Genomic DNA, 17,601 nt, shown 5'->3' with positions numbered 1-17,601 from the left:
GCGTTCGGTTTTGATTGAATCAAAACCGGCACTCCAGATTCTTGTTTTGCCGTGTTTTCCGGGCCGTCAGGTGATTCCACCTGACTTGAAAACACTCTAAGGCGTCGTCACGCCCATCGCGGTGTTGAGCCGGTCGCGTTCGCCGCACGCGGTCGAATAGCCCTTGGTGCAGCCGAGGTTGTAATAGTCGCGCGCCGAATAGAGATTGGTCGTCGCGCCGACGCCATTTTCGTAATTATAGCCGAGATAGCCGCAGCCGCGCGCATTGTCCTGTTTGCACGCCGCGTCGGCGAGCAGGTAGGAGCGATCGGGCTTGTCCGGCCTGATCCGGAAGCTGGCGTAGGCGCAGGCCTCGGCATGGCCGCGATAGCAAGCCTTTTCATAAAGGCTGGTTGCGACCGCGAAGTCCTGCGTCTCGCCCTCGCCATTCTCGAACGCCTTGCCGAGCTCGAAGCAGGATGCGGCCGCCGCGTAAGTGAAATCCTTGTTACAGGCGGCGACCAGCATGGGATAGGTCGTGCTGGCGGCAATATAGTTCGCAAATTCCTCTCCGCCCGTGCCGAAGACCGGCGGCGGCGTGCCGGTAGCCACGCCGCCCGAAGCCGAACTGGTGCTGCCGGTGCTCGCGCCGGTGGTGTCGGCGCCATCGGTCCCCTCGCCGTCCTTGTCGGGGCGCAGGATCATGACGAGCAGCGCGAGCAGCATCGCCGCGAACACGCCGATGAAGATCTTCGTCGCGGTGTCGAACCTCGGGCCCGGATCGGGGATCGGGTCGGGCTTCGGATCGGGAACGGGATCCGGGCGAGGACCGGGGCTCGGCAAGTCGCCCAAGAAGGACATCTTCTTGCTGTCCTGTTCAGCCAGTTCCTTCAATTCGGCCTGTGCGCGGCGCTTGACACGGTCGTCGGGATCTTCGCCAAGTGTCTGCAAGGCGGCGAGCGCGGGGCCGCGCTGCCGATCGCCGTTGCGGACGATCTCGGCCAGCGCGATGCACGCGGTCGCTCGCGTTTCCCAATTGCGGCTCGCGATGCGCTTGGCCAGCGCGGGCGCGAGCGGGACTGCCCGCGGCACCGGGTTGCGCGCGATGACCATGTCGCCGTCGATCGCGTTGAGACGCTTGGGCTCCTGCCCCGGCCCTTCACGGCGAAGCGCGGTGCGGACATAGTCGAACAGTTCGTCGAGCGTGATGTTGCCGGTGCCGTTGACGTCGGCGGCGCCGGTCTCGATCCCCTCGATCAGGTGGCGCGTGAAGCGCGACTGCATCCGCCCCTCGGCCGCCGCCTCGCTTGCGAGCTGGGTACTCGAAGCCGCGGTGATGATTGCGGTGCCGCGCCCCCCATTCTCGCCGAAATCCTCGGCGGTGATCGCCGCCGACCCCGACTTGAACACATGCCCCTTCGCAAAGGCGCCGCTGTAGCAGGTGTCGATCAGCAGCACCTTCTGCTTCGCGCGGCTGCGCGCCGCCTGCTTCGACACGAAATGCGCGCCGATCGCGGTCGAAGAAAGAAGGTCGCGGTCGGTATCCTGCGCCAGGAAATAGAGGTCGCCGTCGGCGTCCTTGTCGCCATGCCCCGAAACGAAAAGGAGCAATGTGTCGTCGGGGCCCGCCGACTGGAAATAGCGCTCGATCGCAACGCGCTGCGCCATCAGCCCGGCGTCGGACAGCATCGTGACGTCATAGGGCCCGACGTCGTCGCGGATCAGCAGCAGGCGCAGCCGCTCGGCATCGGGAACGGGCGATTTCAGCGGGGCGATCCGGCTGTCGGCATAGGTGCCGGTCGCAAGGATCAGCGCGCGCTTCACCGGGCGCGCCTATTTCGCTCGCGGCAAGAAGTTGTTGAGCTTTTCGAGCACGTCCGCCGGCGCTTCACCGGCAACGCTGACCTCGAAATATTTGCCCTCGGCATTCTTGCCCTTCAGCGTCAGCGTGGTTTCGGCATCCTGCCGGTCGAGCCAGCGTTCGAGCACCGGGACCGCCCAGGACGACGCGAGCGCGCCGAGGCTGATCGCGACTTCGGCGGTCATTGCCCACTCGCCGGCCTTCGACCCCGACGGCGCCTCGGCCGTGCCGAGACTCGCGGCGCCGGGTTGATGCTCGTTGAGTTCGGCGATCAGCGAGCGCGCCAGACGATCGCGCATCTCTTCGTCGAGGCCGCGACGATCATCGACAAGGATGTGCAGCACTTCCCCTTCCGCCATCGTCCTTCCCCCGCGGGACCGACCCGCTCCGGGACGGATTAACCGCCACTTGGGGCGACGAGTCAAGGCTCGGGCCGTCATCCGAACGTGTGTTGCAAAATTAACACAGGTAAGAAAATTGTCACAATCTGAACGATACGTTCATTGCAGCGACAGGCGCGAGGACCATCTAAGGCCCGGGCCGCGACCCAAAGGGCGTGGTCCAGATTAGAGTAAAGGAAAAGAAAATGAAGAAGTTCGCAGTTGCTGCCGCTCTCCTCTCGGCCGTCGTTGCCACCCCCGCCCTCGCTGCCGACGGCGGCGAAGTCCGCGCCGAAGTGCGCGGCGGCTACATCACCGGCAACGGCCTCGACGACGCCACCATCGGCGCCGCCATCGGCTACGACCTCGACCTTGGCGACAAGGCTTTCCTCGGCGCCGAAGTCGCGGGCGACAAGGTTCTGAAGGACGGCTTTGACGTGCAGTTCTCGGCCGGCGGCCGTCTCGGCGCCAAGGTCGGCGCCGCAGGCAAGGCTTATGTCACCGGCGGTTACACCTTCAGCGACATCGACGACCCGTATGTCGGCGCCGGCTACCAGCACAAGCTGGGCCAGAACCTGTACGCCAAGGCCGAATATCGCCACCAGTTCATCGGCAACTTCGGCGACTTCGACAGCTTCGCGGTGGGCCTCGGCCTCGCGTTCTGATCCTTCGGAACAGCGATATCGCAAGGAAGGGGCGGCCTGCGGGTCGCCCCTTTTCTTGTTCGCGGCTATTTGCGACGGGTTGCGGGCATTGACGGAATAGCTCTCTCCCCTTCAAGAGAGAGATATGCAGGCTTGCCGGTTTACCGGCTAGCCGGAGTTGAGAGAGGATGGGATGCCTCCCCCTCTCCCAACCCTCCCGCCTGAAGAGGAGAGGGCTTGTGGTCCGCCCCCCACCCAAATCGCCCTCTGCCAACCCCGCCAAACCCCCTTCCCTTTCCGCGTCTCCCGCGCCACGGTGAGCCGATGACCGCCTTCGCCTATATCGCCGCCGCGCTGGCCGAGATTGCCGGATGCTTCGCCTTCTGGGCGTGGCTGCGCCTGGACAAGCCGGTCTGGTGGCTGGCGCCCGGAATGGCGTCGCTGGCGCTGTTCGCCTACCTTCTGACGCTGGTCGACGCCGACCATGCCGGGCGCACTTACGCTGCCTATGGCGGGGTCTATATCGTCGCGGCGCTGCTCTGGCTTTGGGCGATCGAGGGCGCGCGGCCCGACCGTTGGGACGTGATCGGCGCCCTCCTGTGCCTCGGCGGAGCGGCGATCATCCTGTTCGGGCCGCGGGGGGCCGCGGCATGAGCTATGCGATCGACGCGGTCCTGACCGGCAAGGCACGCGCCTTTCGTGGCGACGAGGCCAGCGCGATCGCCAAGACGCCGGTCGATGGCGCGCTGCGCGTTGGCCTGCTCGGCATCGACGGCGACGAACAGGCCGACCTGACGGTGCATGGCGGCGTCGACAAGGCGATCCACCATTATCCCCGCGATCATTATGGCTGGTGGGCCGGGGAGCTGGGCGATCATGCGCTGCTCGAAGCGCCGGGGGCGTTCGGCGAGAATATCTCGACTGAGGGGCTGATCGAGAGCGAAGCCTGCATCGGCGACCGTTATCGGCTGGGCAGCGCGCTCGTCGAGATCAGCCAGGGACGCCAGCCGTGCTGGAAGCTGGGGCACCGCTTCGGGGTTGCAACGGTACCCGCGACTGTGGTCGCGACGCGGCGGAGCGGGTGGTATTATCGGGTGATCGAGGAAGGCGCAGTCGCGGCAGGCGACGCGTTGGCGCTGGTCGAGCGGCCGCAGCCCGAGTGGAGCGTCGATCGGGTCTTTCACCTGCTGATTGGCGGCGCAGGCAAGCGCGAGCCCGAGGCGCTGCGCGCGCTCGCCGCGATGGATGCGCTCGCGACGACATGGCGCGCGCGGGCGGAGAAGCTACTAGGCTGATCCTCCCTGTCGCGCAGCGATGGGGAGGTGGCAGCGCCCTTCGACTGCCTTGCAGGCGCTCAGGATAAACTTCGCCCTTGGCGAAGCGCTGACGGAGGAGCGATAGCGCCTCGTTGCTGCCCCTCCACCATCCTTCGGATGGTCCCCCTCCCCATGCCTGCGGCACAGGGAGGATCAACTATTTCGCGTCGGGCAGCGCATCCTCGACGAGCGGCGCCAGCCCTTCGACCACAATTTTCACGCCCTTGGCATTGGGGTGGATATTGTCGGCGAGCATCAGATCGCTGTGCCCCACGACATTGTCGAGGATGAAGGGATAAAGGCTCGCGCCATATTTGGCCGCGAGTTCGGGATAGATCGGATTGAATTTCTTTGCATATTCCGGCCCGAGGTTTGGCGCGGCAACCATGCCGGTCAGCACCACCGGAATGTCCCGCTTCTTGAGTTCGGCAAGCATCGCGTCAAGGTTGGCCCGCGTCTGCGCCGCGTCGATCCCCCGCAGCATGTCGTTGCCGCCGAGCCCGAGGACCACGAGCGCCGGCTTCGCCTTCGCATTATCGAGAACATAGGTCAGCCGCTGGCGGCCTGCCGCGGTCGTATCGCCCGAGACGCCGGCATTCTGCACGCGCGCCACGACGCCGTCCTCGGCCAGCGCCGCCTGGAGCTGCGGCGCGAGCCCGTCTTTCGGGCCGAGCTGGTAACCGGCGTAGAGGCTGTCGCCGAATGCAATGATCAGCGGCGCGTTCGCCGGGATCGAGGGGGCGGGTGTCGAGGCGGCCGTGTCGTTCGTCGATGCCGATGGATTTTCCGCCGATCCGCAGGCGGCGAGTGGTTGGCAAAGAATTGCGACACAACCATATGTAAGGACAGAACGCCATCCGGCCGTTTTCATTCCAAAGGGTTCCTTCTTGTCCGACACTGCACGAGCCCAAAAGGCTCTGACGCCCGCGTTGGCGATCGCCGCCCATAATGTGACGCTGACTTTGGGGAGCGACAAGGCCCCGGTCGAAATTTTGCGCGGCGTCGAGCTGGAGGTCGAAGCCGGGAGTTCGGTCGCGCTGCTCGGGCCGTCGGGATCGGGCAAAAGTTCGCTGATGGCGGTGCTGGCGGGGCTCGAACGCGCGGGCGGCGGGACGATTCGCGTCGCGGGGCTCGATTTCGGCGCGATGGACGAGGACGAACTGGCGCGCGCACGGCGCGGGCGGATCGGCATCGTGCTGCAGGCGTTCCACCTGCTGCCGACAATGACCGCGCTCGAAAATGTCGCGGTGCCGCTGGAGCTCGCCGGGATCGACGATCCGTTCGGCAAGGCACAGGCCGAGCTCGAAGCCGTCGGGCTCGGGCATCGCCTGACCCATTATCCGGCGCAGCTGTCGGGCGGCGAGCAGCAGCGCGTCGCGATCGCGCGCGCGATGGCGAGCAGCCCGGCGATCATCTTCGCCGACGAGCCGACGGGCAACCTCGACACGGCGACCGGGCAATCGATCATCGAGCTGATCTTCGCGCGCCGCGCGGCGCTGGGCGCGACCCTGCTCATCATCACGCACGACCCCGATCTGGCCGAACAATGCGACCGCGTCGTCGTGATGCACGACGGGCGGATCGAGGAACGATGATAGAGCAAAGGAAACAATCCTCCCTGTGGCGAAGCCATGGGGAGGGGGACCGCCCGCAAAGCGGGTGGTGGAGGGGCCGCAACGTCGCGCCGTCGCCCCTCCGTCAGCGCTGCGCCGGAGGCGCAGTTTATCCTGAGCGCCTGCAAGGCAGTCGAAGGGCGCTGCCACCTCCTCATGGCTTCGCCACAGGGAGGATTTGCTGATGCTGCCGCTCGCAACCCTCTGGCGGATCGCGCGGCGCGACCTCGCGACGCGCATCCGCGGGCTTCGCCTGCTCGCCGTCTGCCTGTTCCTTGGCGTCGCGACGCTGGCCGCGATCGGCAGTCTGACGAGCGGCATCACCTCCGAACTCGAGCGGCGCGGGCAGACGATCCTTGGCGGCGACATCGAATTCAGCCTGCCGCAGCGCGAGGCGAGCGCCGACGAAATGGCGGGCTTGCGAAGCATAGGCACGCCTTCGGCCACCGTGCGGCTGCGCGCGATGGCGAATGCGCCGGGCGGCGATGCGCTGCTGTCGGAGTTGAAAGCGATCGACGGCGCCTATCCGCTGTATGGCACGATGCGGCTGGAGAGCGGCGCGCGCAAAGGCCCGCCGCCCGCCGGATCGATCTGGATCGGCAAGGATCTGGCGTCGCGGCTCGACCTGAAGGTCGGCGGCGAGGTGAAGTTCGGCGAAAGAAACTTCAGGATCGACGGCATCATCGCCGAGGAACCCGACCGGCTGGGCGAAGGCTTCACGCTGGGACCGGTGGCGATCATCGGGCTGAGCGACCTGCCGGCGACGCAGTTGATCCAGCCGGGGAGCCTTTACGAGAGCAAATATCGCGTGCGGCTGCCGAGCGATGCGAACCCCGAAGCGGTCGGCAAGGCGCTGAGCGCGCGTTTCCCCGACGCAGGCTGGGACATCACCGACAGCAGCAATGGCGCGCCGGGAACGCGGCGCTTCATCGAGCGGATGGGGCAGTTCCTGTCGCTCGTCGGGCTTGCGGCGCTGGTGATCGCCGGGATCGGCGTCGGCAACGGCGTCGCGAGCTACCTTGCGGGCAAGCGGCCGGGGCTGGCGACGCTCAAGGTGCTGGGTGCGGACAGTGCCACCGTGCAGCGTATCTATGGCCTGCAGATTCTGACGGTTGCGGCGGTTGCGATCGGAGCGGGACTGGCCGTCGGCGCGCTGATGCCGAGCCTGATCGGCGCGGTCGCCGGCGATGTGCTGCCGGTGCGCCCGGGCTTTGCGCTCTATCCGCTGCCGCTGATCGTCAGTGCCGCCTATGGCCTGCTGATCGCGGTCGCCTTTGCCCTGCCCCCGCTCGCCGCAACGCGGCATGTGCCGGCGGCAGGGCTCTATCGCGCGACGGTCGACGGCGCAGCGCGGATCGATCGGCGGACCATCGTTTCCGTCGGCGCGGCGCTGGCGGCGATCATCGCGCTGGCGGTCGGGACCGCGCGCGAGCCGCTGTTTGCGCTGTCCTTCATCGGCGCCGCGATCGGCCTTCTGCTGATTCTCGTCGGGCTGGGCTGGCTGGTCCGGCGGACGGCGAGCCGTTTGCCGCGGCCGAAGCGGCCGTTGCTTCGGCTGGCGGTTGCGAACCTGCACCGGCCGGGCGCGGCAACGGGCGCGCTGGTCGTTGCGCTCGGCCTGGGCCTGACGCTGTTCGTGACGCTGGCGGCGATCCAGACGAGCATCACGGCCGAGATCGCACGCACGGTGCCGCAGCGCGCGCCGAGCTTCTTCGTGCTCGATATTCCGCGCGGGCAAGCGGCGGAATTCCGCTCGATGGTCGTCGCGGCGGCGCCCGATGCCGAGGTCAACATGATTCCGGCGCTGCGCGGCAGCGTCACCGAGTTCAAAGGCCAGCGCGTCGACGAGCTTGCCGAACTGCCCGAGGGGGCATGGGTGCTGCGCGGCGACCGCGGGCTGACGTACAGCCCCGTCCTGCCGAACGGCAGCGAGCTGGTTGGCGGCACATGGTGGCCCGCCGATTACAGGGGGCCGCCGCTGGTCAGCGTCGAGCAGGAGGTCGCTGCGTCGTTGGGGCTGAAGCTCGGCGATACGCTGTCGGTCAATGTGCTGGGGGTCGAGGTGCAGGCGAAAGTCGCCTCCTTCCGCACGGTCGAGTGGGATAATTTCGGCCTCAACTATGTGCTCGTCTTCTCGCCGGGCACCTTCGACGCCGCACCGCATAATATGGTCGCGACCGTGGCCGTGCCGCCGAAGGCCGAGGCCGGGCTGGCGCGCAGCATCCCGCGGGCCTTTCCGTCGGCGTCGCTGATCCAGGTCCGCGATGTCGTGTCACAGGTGACGACTTTGCTCACCCAGATGAGCCAGGCGATCGCCGCCGCCGCAAGCATCGCGATCCTCGCCGGGATCGCGGTGCTGATCGGCGCGATCGCGGCGAGCCGCGAGCGGCGCGTGTACGACAGCGTGATCCTGAAGCAGCTCGGTGCGACGCGCGGGCAGATACTGGGCGCGCAGGCGATGGAATATGCGGTGCTGGCGGGCATCCTCGGCGCGCTGGCGCTCGGCCTTGGGCTCGCGGGCGCCTGGTATGTCGTGACGCAGCTTTTCGACTTCCGCTTCGCGCCCGATCCGCTGGTCGTCGGGCTGACGCTGATCGGCGGGGCCGGACTGTCTTTCCTGATCGGGATCGCCGGAAGCTGGCCGTTGCTGTCGGCCAAGCCCGCGCAGGCGCTCCGCAGTCTCTAGTTGAGGAGGCGGACGAGCGCCGAGATGCCGGCGGCGCCGAGCACCACAGCGACGATGCTGCGCCAGACCGGGGCCGGGACGCGGCCAAAAAGGCGCGTACCGACCTGGTCGCCGAGCACCATCGGAATGAAGAGCAGCAGCGCAAGGATGAAGAGCTTGCCCGTCGCGAGGCCGAGCCAGAGCGACGCGGCGGTTCCGGCGATCGCGGTCGCGAAGAAGACGAGCATCATCGACGCGCGCGCGGTCGCGGGCGCGATCCGTTGCCTAAGATAGAAAGGCACGACGGGCGGCCCCGGCATCGCCGCAAAACCGGTCAATATGCCCGATGCGATCCCGGTGGCGCCGATTGCTCCCCGGCCCGGCTTGTGGCCATCGGGATGCTGCGGCATCAGGATCAGCAGGAAGGCGCCGATCGCGATGATCGCGATCAGCAGCCGCGCGACGTCGGGCGTCACCGCCCTGAGAGCGAGCATCCCGAGCGGGGTCGCCAGCATCGCGAGCAGCGCGATCGGCACCGCGGTACGGCGGTCGGCGTCGTCGGCGATGCGGCGAAACCCTACCGGACCGATGAGCAGTTGCAGGATGATCCCGAGTACCACCGCCTGCCCCGGCGGCATCAACATGCCGAGCAGAGGGACAAGGATGATCGCCATGCCGAAGCCGGTAAGCCCGCGCACAAAGGCGGCGCCGAAGGTCATGGCGGCCGCGCCCGCGAAGGTCAGCGGCGCCAGGCCGACAAGATGGAGCGCGCCGTTCACCGCGCCGCCCCCTGCGGCCCGAGCGTCACCAGCCACACATCGGGCGGCGTGTTGAAACGAAGCGGCAATATGCTGGTCCCCAGCCCCGCGCCGACGAACAGCCGCTGGCCCTCGTCGGTGATATCGCCGCAGGCGAAACGGCTCCCGTAGCGCGAGACATAGGTCAGCGCACCGATCACGGGCAGGCGGATCTGCCCGCAATGCGTATGCCCCGCGAACACCGCCGCAACCGGGCGACGGAGATCGGGAACGATGTCGGGACTGTGCGAGACGATGACCGGCACACCCGGCCCGAGCGCGTCCATCGCGGCGAACGTCTTCGGGATGTCGTCGTGGCCCGTATAATCGTCATCGACCCCGCCGACGATCAGCGGGCCGCGTTTCACGGCCTCGTTCTGGAGGACGCCAAGCCCCTGCCTCTCAAGCGCGCCGCGCAGCGCGTCGGGGCGGAACCAATGATCGTGATTGCCCGGCGCAACGATGACGCCGAGCGGCGCCTTCAGCCGGCCGAGCGGGGCGACGATCTCGGCGGGCGTATAGATGTGGGTCGCCGTGCGCTTTTCGCTGACCAGATCGCCCGCGACCAGCACCAGATCGGGTTTCAGCCGATTGAGCCGGTCGACGATCCGCGCGAGCCGTTCGGGGGGCATGTCGGGCCCGGCGACATGCGTGTCCGAGAGCAGCAGCACCCGCAGCGGCGCCTGCTCCGCGGGCCAGTCGGCGACCGCGACGGCCGCGGTGCGGACGACGGGAGCGCGGGTCGAGTTCCAGTATCCGCGGGCGAGAACCGCGACGCCGAGCAATGCCAGCAGCGCGGTCCAGCGCCGCCAGAGCCGCCGCGGTTTCGCGCTCAATCCTTGAGGTCCGGCGGGGTGGCCTCACCCTTCAGCATCGCGATCGCCTCGGCGAGCGGCATGATCCGCTGGCCGTCCTGGCCGAGCGTGCGGATCGCGACGGTGCCTTCTTCGGCCTCGCGCTTGCCGACGACGAGCAGATAGGGAATCTTTTGCAGGCTGTGCTCGCGCACCTTGTAGTTGATCTTCTCGTTGCGCAGATCGGCGTCGACGCGCACGCCCGCGGCTTCGAGTTGCGCCACCGCATCCTTCGCATAGTCGTCTGCGTCACTGACGATCGTCGCGACGACCGCCTGCACCGGCGCGAGCCAGGTCGGGAAACGACCGGCGAAATGCTCGATCAAAATGCCGATGAAGCGCTCGTACGTGCCGAGGATCGCGCGGTGCAGCATTACCGGGCGATGGCGCTCGCCATCCTCGCCGATGTACGAGGCATCGAGACGTTCGGGCATCACGCGGTCGGACTGGATCGTCCCGCACTGCCACGTCCGCCCGATCGCATCGGTCAGGTGGAATTCGAGCTTGGGCGCATAGAAGGCGCCCTCGCCCGGCAGTTCCTCCCAGCCATAATCGTCGTTCGCCATGCCGGCGCGCTCGACCGCCTCGCGCAGTTCCTGTTCGGCCTTGTCCCACATCTCGTCGGTGCCGAAGCGCATGTCGGGGCGCAGCGCGAGCTTGACCGCATATTTCTCGAACCCGAGCTGCTTGTAGACGCGGTCGAGAAGCTGGCAGAAGCTCCGCACTTCCTCGACGATCTGGTCCTCGCGGCAGAAGATATGGCCGTCGTCCTGCGTGAATTGGCGCACGCGCATGATGCCGTGGAGCGCGCCGTGCGGCTCGTTGCGGTGGCAGCAGCCCATTTCGGCCATGCGCAGCGGCAGGTCGCGGTACGACTTGATCCCCTGGCGGAAGATCAGGACGTGCGCGGGACAGTTCATCGGTTTCAGCGCCATCCACTCGGCATCGTCCGACACCAGCGGGCCGTCGTCCTCGATGTTCGGCACCTCGTCGGGGATGACGAACATATTCTCGCGATATTTGCCCCAATGGCCCGACTGCTCCCACTGGCGCGCGTCCATCACCTGCGGGGTCTTGACCTCCTGATAGCCCGCGCCGTCGATCGCGCGCCGCATATAGGCCTCGAGCTCGCGGTAGATGCGATAGCCCTTGGGGTGCCAGAAGACGCTGCCGTGCGCCTCTTCCTGCAGGTGAAAGAGGTCCATCTCGCGGCCGATCTTGCGGTGGTCGCGCTTCGCGGCCTCCTCCAGCCGGACGAGATGCTCGGCGAGTTGCTTCTTGTTGAGCCAGCCGGTGCCATAGATGCGGCTCAATTGCGCATTCTTCTGGTCGCCGCGCCAATAGGCGCCCGACACGCGCGTCAGCTTGAACGCCGCCGGGTCGAGCTTGCCCGTCGAGGCGAGGTGCGGGCCGCGGCACATGTCCATCCAGCCGTCGCCGGAGCGATAGACGGTCAGTTCCTCGCCCTCGGGCAGCTCGTGCGCCCATTCGGCCTTGAAGGTTTCGCCCTCCGCCTGCCACTTGGCGATCAGCTTGTCGCGCTCCCAAACCTCTCTCGTGAGAGGAAGGTCGGCGGCGATGATCCGGCGCATCTCCTCCTCGATCAGCGGCAGCTCGTCGTCGCGGAACGCGCCATGTTCGGCGGTCGGCGCGAAGTCGTAATAGAAGCCGTCGTTCGTCGATGGCCCGAAGGTGATCTGCGTGCCGGGGAACAGATTCTGCACCGCCTCGGCCAACACATGCGCATAGTCGTGGCGCACCAGTTCGAGCGCGTCGGCCTCGTCGCGGCTCGTCACCAGCGCGAGGTTCGTGTCCTCCTCCAGCGGGCGCATGATGTCGCGCAGTTCGCCGTCGACCTTCGCGGCGAGCGCGGCCTTCGCGAGGCCGGGTCCGATGTCCGCCGCAATCTGCGCCGGAGTAGTCCCGCGCGCGACTTCACGGGCAGAGCCATCGGGAAGGGTGACGCGGATCATCTGGGACATCTAGAAATCGGCCTTTCTTCGCGCAAAAGTGCGGCGCCCCTTTGCCAGCCATACCGCGCTGCCGCAAGGGGCGCGAGGTCGGGATTTCGGAAGCACGACACGATATAGATAGGGTTGGACGCGCATCTTGTCACCGCGCCGCCCTTGCGACCCCGCGCATCCACGGCTAGTGGACCCACAGCCGGAAAGGAGCCGTCCCGCCATGTTCAAGCGCCTGTTCGTCGATCATCCGAAGAGCGTCGACGAGAATTATCTCGAGCATTTCGGCGTTGCGTCGAAGTTCGGGGTGACGATGATCTATGGCGGCCTTTGCGCACTGATCCACGCGGTGGTGCCCGGCTGGTGCATCACCACCGGCAGCGACACGATCCAGCGGCTCAACAAGATCATGGTCGAACAGCGGCGCGCCAAGGGGCAGGCCGTGATGCAGATGAGCACGATCGACTGGGTCATCTGATCCGCGTGTTCCCGCTCCCTTATGGCTCAGCTGAATCTCCATTCGCATCGAGCGAAGTCGAGATGCCCCTCTGCCTCGCGCGGTCCCGATGGGTGTCTCGACTTCGCTCGACACGAGCGGGATTAGACAATGACTGACCCTATCGCCCCCGATTTTCTCGACCGTTCGGGCCGTCCGCGGCTCGCCTATCGCCATGTCGCAGGCCGCGGACCGACGATCGTCTTCCTGCCGGGCTATATGTCCGACATGGCGGGCGGCAAGGCGACCGCGCTGTTCGACTGGGCCGCGACCGAGGGTCAGGCTTGCCTGTTGCTCGACTCTGCCGGATGCGGGCTTTCGGACGGGCTGTTTGCCGAGCAGACCCTGCTCGACTGGCGCGGCGATGTGCTCGACCTGATCGATGCGAAGGCCGAAGGGCCGGTGCTGATCGTCGGATCGTCGATGGGCGGCTGGCTGATGCTGCTCACCGCGCTGGCGCTCGTGCAGCGCGACGGGGCTGCGCGCGTCGCGGGGCTCGTCGGGATCGCGGCGGCGCCCGATTTCACCGACTGGGGATTCAGCGACGCCGAAAAGGCGATCATTCTCGCCGAGGGAGCGCTGGTCGAGGAAACGCCATACAGCGACCAGCCCTATATGACGACGCGCCGCTTTTTCCAGTCGGGCGAGGCGAACCGGCTGCTCGGCGCCGACATCCCCCTCACCTGCCCGGTACGGTTGCTGCACGGGCAGGAGGATGGCGACGTGCCGCCCGATATCAGCCTGCGCCTGTCGGCCGCGCTGGCGAGCGAGGATGTGCAGGTGACGCTCGTCAAGGGCGGCGACCACAGGCTGTCGCGCGATGGCGACATCGCGCTTCTGATAGACACCGTCGCGCGTCTGGCGACCCCGAACTAGAGGACAGATATGGCCCGCAGCGATTTCAAGTTCAGCGTCAAGAAACGCGTCCGCTATGCCGAGATCGACGCGCAGGCGGTGGTGTTCAACAGCCGTTACCTCGAATATTTCGATATCGGCATCACCGAATATTGGCGCGCGGCGGGGGTGTATGACCGTTGGCCCGCGAACGACAGCCCCGAATTCCACGTCGCGCGCGCCGAGGTCGATTACAAGGTACCGATCCTGCTCGACGAGGAAATCGACATCTGCGTGCGCTGCTCGCGCGTCGGGCGAAGCTCGATGACCTTCCTGTTCGAACTGCACGGCGCGGGCAGGGACGACCTGCGCGCGACCGGACTGGAAGTCAGCGTTCATGTCGAGGAAGCGCAGGGGGCGACGGCGCCGGTGCCGGATGAATTCGTAAACTTGTTCGAAGCGTTTGAAGGTCGGGCGCTTCGTGCCTAATATAGGGGCATGACCAGATATCTTCACACGATGATCCGCGTGACGGACCCGGACGCAACCGTCGATTTCTTCAAACTGATCGGGCTCGAGGAAGTGCGCCGCTTCGACAATGAGGCCGGGCGCTTCACCTTGATCTTCCTTGCCCCTCCCGGACAGGCGGGCGTTGCCGAGGTCGAGCTGACCTATAACTGGCCGCCCGAAGACGGCAGCGCGCCCGAAACCTATGGCGGCGGTCGCAATTTCGGCCACCTCGCCTATTGCGTCGACAATATCTACGACACCTGCCAGCGGTTGATGGACGCGGGCGTGACGATCAACCGCCCGCCGCGCGACGGGCATATGGCGTTCGTGCGCTCGCCCGACGGCATTTCGATCGAGCTGTTGCAGGATGGTCATCTGCCGCCGCAGGAACCCTGGGCGTCGATGCCGAATACCGGAAGCTGGTAAGCGTGGCCAAGGCGGGGCATCGCTCGCTCCGTCTTGGTAACATGAGGCCGGCGAAACAGAGGAGAGACGCGTGAGCGCGCTGGAAATCGTCCGCATCCCCGTCCTCAGCGACAATTATGTCTGGCTGGTCCACGACCCCGACAGCAAAGCGACGATGGTCGTCGATCCGGCGGTCGCCGATCCGGTGCTGGAAGCGGCGCGCGCGCGCGGCTGGGCCATCACCCACATCTGGAACACCCATTGGCACCCCGACCACACCGGCGGCAATGCGGCGATCAAGGAAGCAGCCGAGGCATGGGGCGGCTGTACGATCACCGGGCCTGCGGCGGAATTTGCGCGCATCCCGACGCTCGACGTGCAGGTCAGGGGCGGCGACCGCGTGACCCTGGGCGCGCATGTCGCCGAAGTGTGGGACGTCCCGGCGCATACCGCCGGCCATATCGCCTATCATTTTGCCGACGGCGAGGCGATCTTCGTCGGCGACACAATGTTCGCGATGGGTTGCGGCCGCCTGTTCGAAGGCACCGCCGAACAGATGTTCGCGAACATGCAGCGGCTTGCGACGCTCGACGATGCAACGCGCGTCTATTGCGCGCACGAATATACGCTGTCGAACGCGCGTTTCGCGGTGACCGTCGATCCCGACAACCGCGCGCTCGCCGACCGGCTGGCGGCGGTCGAAACCGCGCGCGCCGCGGGCGAGCCCACGGTCCCGACGACCATCGGCGCCGAGCGCGCGACGAACCCCTTCCTGCGCGCACCCACCGCGGCCGAGCTGGGTCGCATCCGCGCCCTGAAGGATGCGGCGTGACGCCGCGGCTTCAGTCTCCGTTCATTTCCAGCATGTCAGCATCGCCGATGCTGCAAGGAGCAGAACCATGAAGGCGATTGGCGTCGCAGCCCTGATCACGCTCGCCAGCCCGTTGATCGCGAGCTGTGCGCCCTCGGGAACCGCCGCGCCCGGAGCGGCCGCGCTGACCCCGAAGCAGGCCGAACGGCTCGACAGGCAGCTCGCGGGCAAGACCCCGGGCGAACCGGTCAGATGCCTGCCGAATTATCGTACATCGGAAACCATTCGCGTCTCCGATACGATCCTGCTCTATCGCGCCGGCGGCAATCTGGTCTATCGCAACGATCTGAAAAGCGCCTGCCCGGGGCTTGCGCGCGACAGCGACATCATGGTCGTCGAGCAGTTCGGATCGTCGACCTGCTCGGGCGACTTTTTCCACCTCGTCGACCGGTCGAGCGGCATCCGCGGTCCGACGTGCGTGTTCGGTGATTTCGTCCCCTATCGCAAACCGGCGGGGGACGGGGGCTGAGCCACGAGGCTCGGTCGCAGGCGGGGCGCCGGTATGCGCCGAGCTCTTCGGGTCGCACCCCCGCCTGCAACTTGATCGACAGTCATCCGCGGTAAAGAGCGGCGATCTTGTCCTCGTAAACCTGCCGCAGGATGTGGCGGCGGATTTTCATCGACGGCGTCATCTGTTCATTCTCGATCGTGAAGGGTTCGTCGGCGAAATCGAACTTGCGCACCTTCTCGATCACCGAAAGCTGTTCGTTGACGCGGTCGACCGCGGCGCGCACGGCGGCGCGGAACTTCTCATGCTCGCGGAGCAGCTTGAGGTCTTTCGGCAGACCCTGCGCCTCGGCCCATTCAGCGACCCATTCGGGGTCGGGCACGAGGATGCCGACCAGATGCGGACGCTTGTCGCCATAGACCATCGCCTGCAGGATTTCGGGCTGAAGCGTGAGCATTCCCTCGACACGCTGCGGCGAGACATTGTCGCCCTTGTCATTGACGATCAGGTCCTTCTTGCGGTCAGTGATGACGATACGGCCCTTTTCGTCGATATGACCGATGTCGCCGGTGTGCAGCCACGGCCCCTTCTCTGGCTCGGCGGGATCGGGGACCAGCACGCGCTCGGTCTCGGGCTTGTTACGCCAATAACCCTTCATCACCAGCTCGCCGCGCACGAGGATTTCGCCATCGTCGGCGATCTTCACTTCGGTGTTCATCAGCGGCGGGCCGACAGTGTCCATCTTGAGCCCCACCGACGGGCGGTTACAGCTGATCACCGGCCCCGCCTCGGTCTGGCCATAGCCTTGCAGCAAGGTCAGCCCGATCGAATGGAAGAAGACGCCAATCTCGGGGTTGAGCGGCGCGCCGCCCGAGACGAGCGCCTTCATCCGGCCGCCGAAGCGCTGCTGGATCTTCGGGCGGAACAGCTTGTTGAGCAGGATGTCGACCGGGCGGTCGAACACCCCCATGCGGCGCTCATAATCCTTTTCGCCGACGCGCAGCGCCTGGCCCAGCATCCAGTTCGCAAGCTTGCCCTGCTTCTCGACCGACTTGATCATCCGCGCGCGGATCACCTCGAACAGGCGCGGCACGACGACCATGATCGTCGGCTTCGTCTCCTCGATGTTCGAGACGAGCTTTTCGAGCCCCTCGCTGTAATAGATTTGCGCGCCGACCATGATCGGCAGAAACTGGCCGCCCGAATGCTCATAGGCGTGGCTCAATGGCAGGAAGGAGAGGAACACCTCCTCGTCGCCGATCCCGAAATCGTTGACGAGCACTTCCGCCGCCCCCGCCGCGTTATGCAGGATCGCGCCATGATGCTGCATCACGCCGCGCGGCGCGCCGCCGGTGCCGCTGGTGTAGATAAGGCACGCGGTATCGTCGCGCGTCATCGCCTGCCCGCGCGCCTCGGCCTCGGCGCGATACGCCTCGCCGCCCGCGACCAGCGGCTCCCAGTCGAGCACCTGCACATCGCCCTGCTGACCGACGCGCATATTTTCCATCGTGATCACGGTCTTCACGTTCGAACGCAGCACCGCGGGCATCAACACCCGCGCGAGTTTCGCGGTCGAGACGATCACCGCACTCGCGCCGCTGTTGTCGAGGATATGCTGGTGATCGCGCTCGGTATTCGTGGTGTAGGTGGGAACCGTGATGCATCCCGCGGCCATGATCGCCAGGTCGGCGATGCAGAATTCGGGCCGGTTCTCGCTGACCAGGACGACGCGGTCGCCGTCCTTGAGGCCGAGTTCGCGGAGATTGTGGGCGAGCGCCGAGACCTGGTTCGCGACCTGACGCCAGCTCAGTGGCTGCCACGTCCGATCGGCCTTGCGCCACAGAAAGGGATCTTCGCCGCCGCGTCCCGCACGGTCGAAGAACATCGCGACCAGACTCGGGAAATGGTCGAGATGGGGGTTTACCAGCTTCATGCCTTCGTTTCTCCCGGGAGTGTCATTGTTGTTC

The 17,601-nt window shown here is 66.5% G+C and carries 18 protein-coding genes; 11 read left to right on the top strand and 7 right to left on the bottom strand.

Going from position 1 to position 17,601, the window contains the following annotated elements:
- Positions 1–96: 96 nt before the first annotated feature.
- Positions 97–1,803: a caspase family protein gene (locus J1N50_RS01420; protein WP_215349555.1), complete on the bottom strand. Its 1,707-nt coding sequence runs from the start codon at positions 1,801–1,803 to the stop codon at positions 97–99.
- A 9-nt stretch (positions 1,804–1,812) separates the two neighbouring features.
- Positions 1,813–2,199 (bottom strand): hypothetical protein, encoded by a 387-nt coding sequence (locus tag J1N50_RS01415; protein WP_215349553.1) that lies wholly within the window; start codon positions 2,197–2,199, stop codon positions 1,813–1,815.
- Positions 2,200–2,426: 227 nt separating this feature from the next.
- Here J1N50_RS01415 and J1N50_RS01410 point away from each other — a divergent pair, with 227 nt between their 5' ends.
- From J1N50_RS01410 to J1N50_RS01400, 3 genes are all read left to right on the top strand, one after another.
- A complete protein-coding gene (locus J1N50_RS01410) occupies positions 2,427–2,885 on the top strand; it encodes an outer membrane beta-barrel protein (RefSeq protein WP_215349550.1) in 459 nt (152 codons plus the stop codon).
- A 303-nt stretch (positions 2,886–3,188) separates the two neighbouring features.
- Positions 3,189–3,518, top strand: a complete 330-nt coding sequence (locus J1N50_RS01405; RefSeq protein WP_215349546.1) for a YnfA family protein — start codon at positions 3,189–3,191, stop codon at positions 3,516–3,518.
- On the top strand, positions 3,515–4,159 hold the full coding sequence (locus tag J1N50_RS01400; protein WP_215349543.1) for an MOSC domain-containing protein: 645 nt from the start codon (positions 3,515–3,517) through the stop codon (positions 4,157–4,159). The genes J1N50_RS01405 and J1N50_RS01400 overlap by 4 nt, the downstream gene beginning before the upstream one ends.
- A 178-nt stretch (positions 4,160–4,337) precedes the next feature.
- Here J1N50_RS01400 and J1N50_RS01395 read toward each other — a convergent pair whose 3' ends face one another.
- A complete protein-coding gene (locus J1N50_RS01395) occupies positions 4,338–5,051 on the bottom strand; it encodes an arylesterase (protein ID WP_215349540.1) in 714 nt (237 codons plus the stop codon).
- Positions 5,052–5,109: 58 nt separating this feature from the next.
- Here J1N50_RS01395 and J1N50_RS01390 point away from each other — a divergent pair, with 58 nt between their 5' ends.
- Both J1N50_RS01390 and J1N50_RS01385 read left to right on the top strand, forming a co-directional pair.
- Complete coding sequence (locus J1N50_RS01390; RefSeq protein ID WP_246552883.1) at positions 5,110–5,775, top strand: ABC transporter ATP-binding protein; 666 nt, start codon at positions 5,110–5,112, stop codon at positions 5,773–5,775.
- A gap of 202 nt (positions 5,776–5,977) precedes the next feature.
- The gene (locus J1N50_RS01385) at positions 5,978–8,479 is read left to right on the top strand and encodes an ABC transporter permease (protein ID WP_215349534.1); all 2,502 of its coding nucleotides are present in this window, start codon (positions 5,978–5,980) and stop codon (positions 8,477–8,479) included.
- Here J1N50_RS01385 and J1N50_RS01380 read toward each other — a convergent pair.
- The 3 genes from J1N50_RS01380 to thrS are packed head-to-tail and all read right to left on the bottom strand — an operon-like array spanning position 8,476 to position 12,091.
- Positions 8,476–9,237 carry a sulfite exporter TauE/SafE family protein gene (locus J1N50_RS01380; protein ID WP_343227822.1) on the bottom strand — a complete coding sequence of 254 codons (762 nt, stop codon included), beginning with the start codon at positions 9,235–9,237 and terminating at the stop codon, positions 8,476–8,478. The genes J1N50_RS01385 and J1N50_RS01380 overlap by 4 nt on opposite strands.
- Positions 9,234–10,091, bottom strand: coding sequence for a metallophosphoesterase (locus J1N50_RS01375; protein WP_215349531.1), 858 nt, complete (start codon positions 10,089–10,091; stop codon positions 9,234–9,236). Before J1N50_RS01375 ends, J1N50_RS01380 begins: the two co-directional genes overlap by 4 nt.
- Positions 10,088–12,091 carry a threonine--tRNA ligase gene (gene thrS / locus J1N50_RS01370; RefSeq protein WP_215349528.1) on the bottom strand — a complete coding sequence of 668 codons (2,004 nt, stop codon included), beginning with the start codon at positions 12,089–12,091 and terminating at the stop codon, positions 10,088–10,090. The genes J1N50_RS01375 and thrS overlap by 4 nt, the downstream gene beginning before the upstream one ends.
- A gap of 202 nt (positions 12,092–12,293) precedes the next feature.
- On the opposite strand from thrS, the gene J1N50_RS01365 reads away from it, so the two are divergent.
- From J1N50_RS01365 to J1N50_RS01340, 6 genes are all read left to right on the top strand, one after another.
- Positions 12,294–12,548 (top strand): DUF6356 family protein, encoded by a 255-nt coding sequence (locus J1N50_RS01365; protein WP_215349525.1) that lies wholly within the window; start codon positions 12,294–12,296, stop codon positions 12,546–12,548.
- A 129-nt stretch (positions 12,549–12,677) separates the two neighbouring features.
- Positions 12,678–13,442: an alpha/beta fold hydrolase gene (locus J1N50_RS01360; protein ID WP_215349522.1), complete on the top strand. Its 765-nt coding sequence runs from the start codon at positions 12,678–12,680 to the stop codon at positions 13,440–13,442.
- Between the two features lie 9 nt (positions 13,443–13,451).
- Positions 13,452–13,889: an acyl-CoA thioesterase gene (locus J1N50_RS01355; RefSeq protein WP_215349519.1), complete on the top strand. Its 438-nt coding sequence runs from the start codon at positions 13,452–13,454 to the stop codon at positions 13,887–13,889.
- Positions 13,890–13,898: 9 nt separating this feature from the next.
- On the top strand, positions 13,899–14,336 hold the full coding sequence (locus J1N50_RS01350) for a VOC family protein (protein WP_215349516.1): 438 nt from the start codon (positions 13,899–13,901) through the stop codon (positions 14,334–14,336).
- A gap of 70 nt (positions 14,337–14,406) precedes the next feature.
- Positions 14,407–15,147, top strand: coding sequence for a hydroxyacylglutathione hydrolase (gene gloB / locus J1N50_RS01345; RefSeq protein ID WP_215349512.1), 741 nt, complete (start codon positions 14,407–14,409; stop codon positions 15,145–15,147).
- A 67-nt stretch (positions 15,148–15,214) separates the two neighbouring features.
- On the top strand, positions 15,215–15,655 hold the full coding sequence (locus tag J1N50_RS01340; RefSeq protein WP_246552881.1) for a hypothetical protein: 441 nt from the start codon (positions 15,215–15,217) through the stop codon (positions 15,653–15,655).
- Positions 15,656–15,737: 82 nt separating this feature from the next.
- On the opposite strand, the gene J1N50_RS01335 is transcribed toward J1N50_RS01340, so the two are convergent.
- Positions 15,738–17,567 (bottom strand): AMP-dependent synthetase/ligase, encoded by a 1,830-nt coding sequence (locus J1N50_RS01335; RefSeq protein WP_215349506.1) that lies wholly within the window; start codon positions 17,565–17,567, stop codon positions 15,738–15,740.
- Between the last annotated feature and the right edge of the window lie 34 nt (positions 17,568–17,601).

Source organism: Sphingopyxis soli (assembly GCF_018682675.1).
Classification (GTDB): domain Bacteria; phylum Pseudomonadota; class Alphaproteobacteria; order Sphingomonadales; family Sphingomonadaceae; genus Sphingopyxis; species Sphingopyxis soli.
The sequence above is the reverse complement of the archived record's forward strand: the minus strand, read 5'-3'. Positions and strand labels throughout refer to the sequence as shown.

Bases quoted from the DNA above. Each gene is read 5' to 3' on its own strand.
- J1N50_RS01415 (WP_215349553.1), bottom strand. From the start codon at position 2,199: ATGGCGGAAGGGGAAGTGCTGCACATCCTTGTCGATGATCGTCGCGGC.
- J1N50_RS01410 (WP_215349550.1), top strand. From the start codon at position 2,427: ATGAAGAAGTTCGCAGTTGCTGCCGCTCTCCTCTCGGCCGTCGTTGCC.
- J1N50_RS01405 (WP_215349546.1), top strand. From the start codon at position 3,189: ATGACCGCCTTCGCCTATATCGCCGCCGCGCTGGCCGAGATTGCCGGA.
- J1N50_RS01400 (WP_215349543.1), top strand. From the start codon at position 3,515: ATGAGCTATGCGATCGACGCGGTCCTGACCGGCAAGGCACGCGCCTTT.
- J1N50_RS01395 (WP_215349540.1), bottom strand. From the start codon at position 5,051: ATGAAAACGGCCGGATGGCGTTCTGTCCTTACATATGGTTGTGTCGCA.
- J1N50_RS01385 (WP_215349534.1), top strand. From the start codon at position 5,978: ATGCTGCCGCTCGCAACCCTCTGGCGGATCGCGCGGCGCGACCTCGCG.
- thrS (WP_215349528.1), bottom strand. From the start codon at position 12,091: ATGTCCCAGATGATCCGCGTCACCCTTCCCGATGGCTCTGCCCGTGAA.
- J1N50_RS01365 (WP_215349525.1), top strand. From the start codon at position 12,294: ATGTTCAAGCGCCTGTTCGTCGATCATCCGAAGAGCGTCGACGAGAAT.
- J1N50_RS01360 (WP_215349522.1), top strand. From the start codon at position 12,678: ATGACTGACCCTATCGCCCCCGATTTTCTCGACCGTTCGGGCCGTCCG.
- J1N50_RS01355 (WP_215349519.1), top strand. From the start codon at position 13,452: ATGGCCCGCAGCGATTTCAAGTTCAGCGTCAAGAAACGCGTCCGCTAT.
- J1N50_RS01350 (WP_215349516.1), top strand. From the start codon at position 13,899: ATGACCAGATATCTTCACACGATGATCCGCGTGACGGACCCGGACGCA.
- J1N50_RS01340 (WP_246552881.1), top strand. From the start codon at position 15,215: ATGAAGGCGATTGGCGTCGCAGCCCTGATCACGCTCGCCAGCCCGTTG.
- J1N50_RS01335 (WP_215349506.1), bottom strand. From the start codon at position 17,567: ATGAAGCTGGTAAACCCCCATCTCGACCATTTCCCGAGTCTGGTCGCG.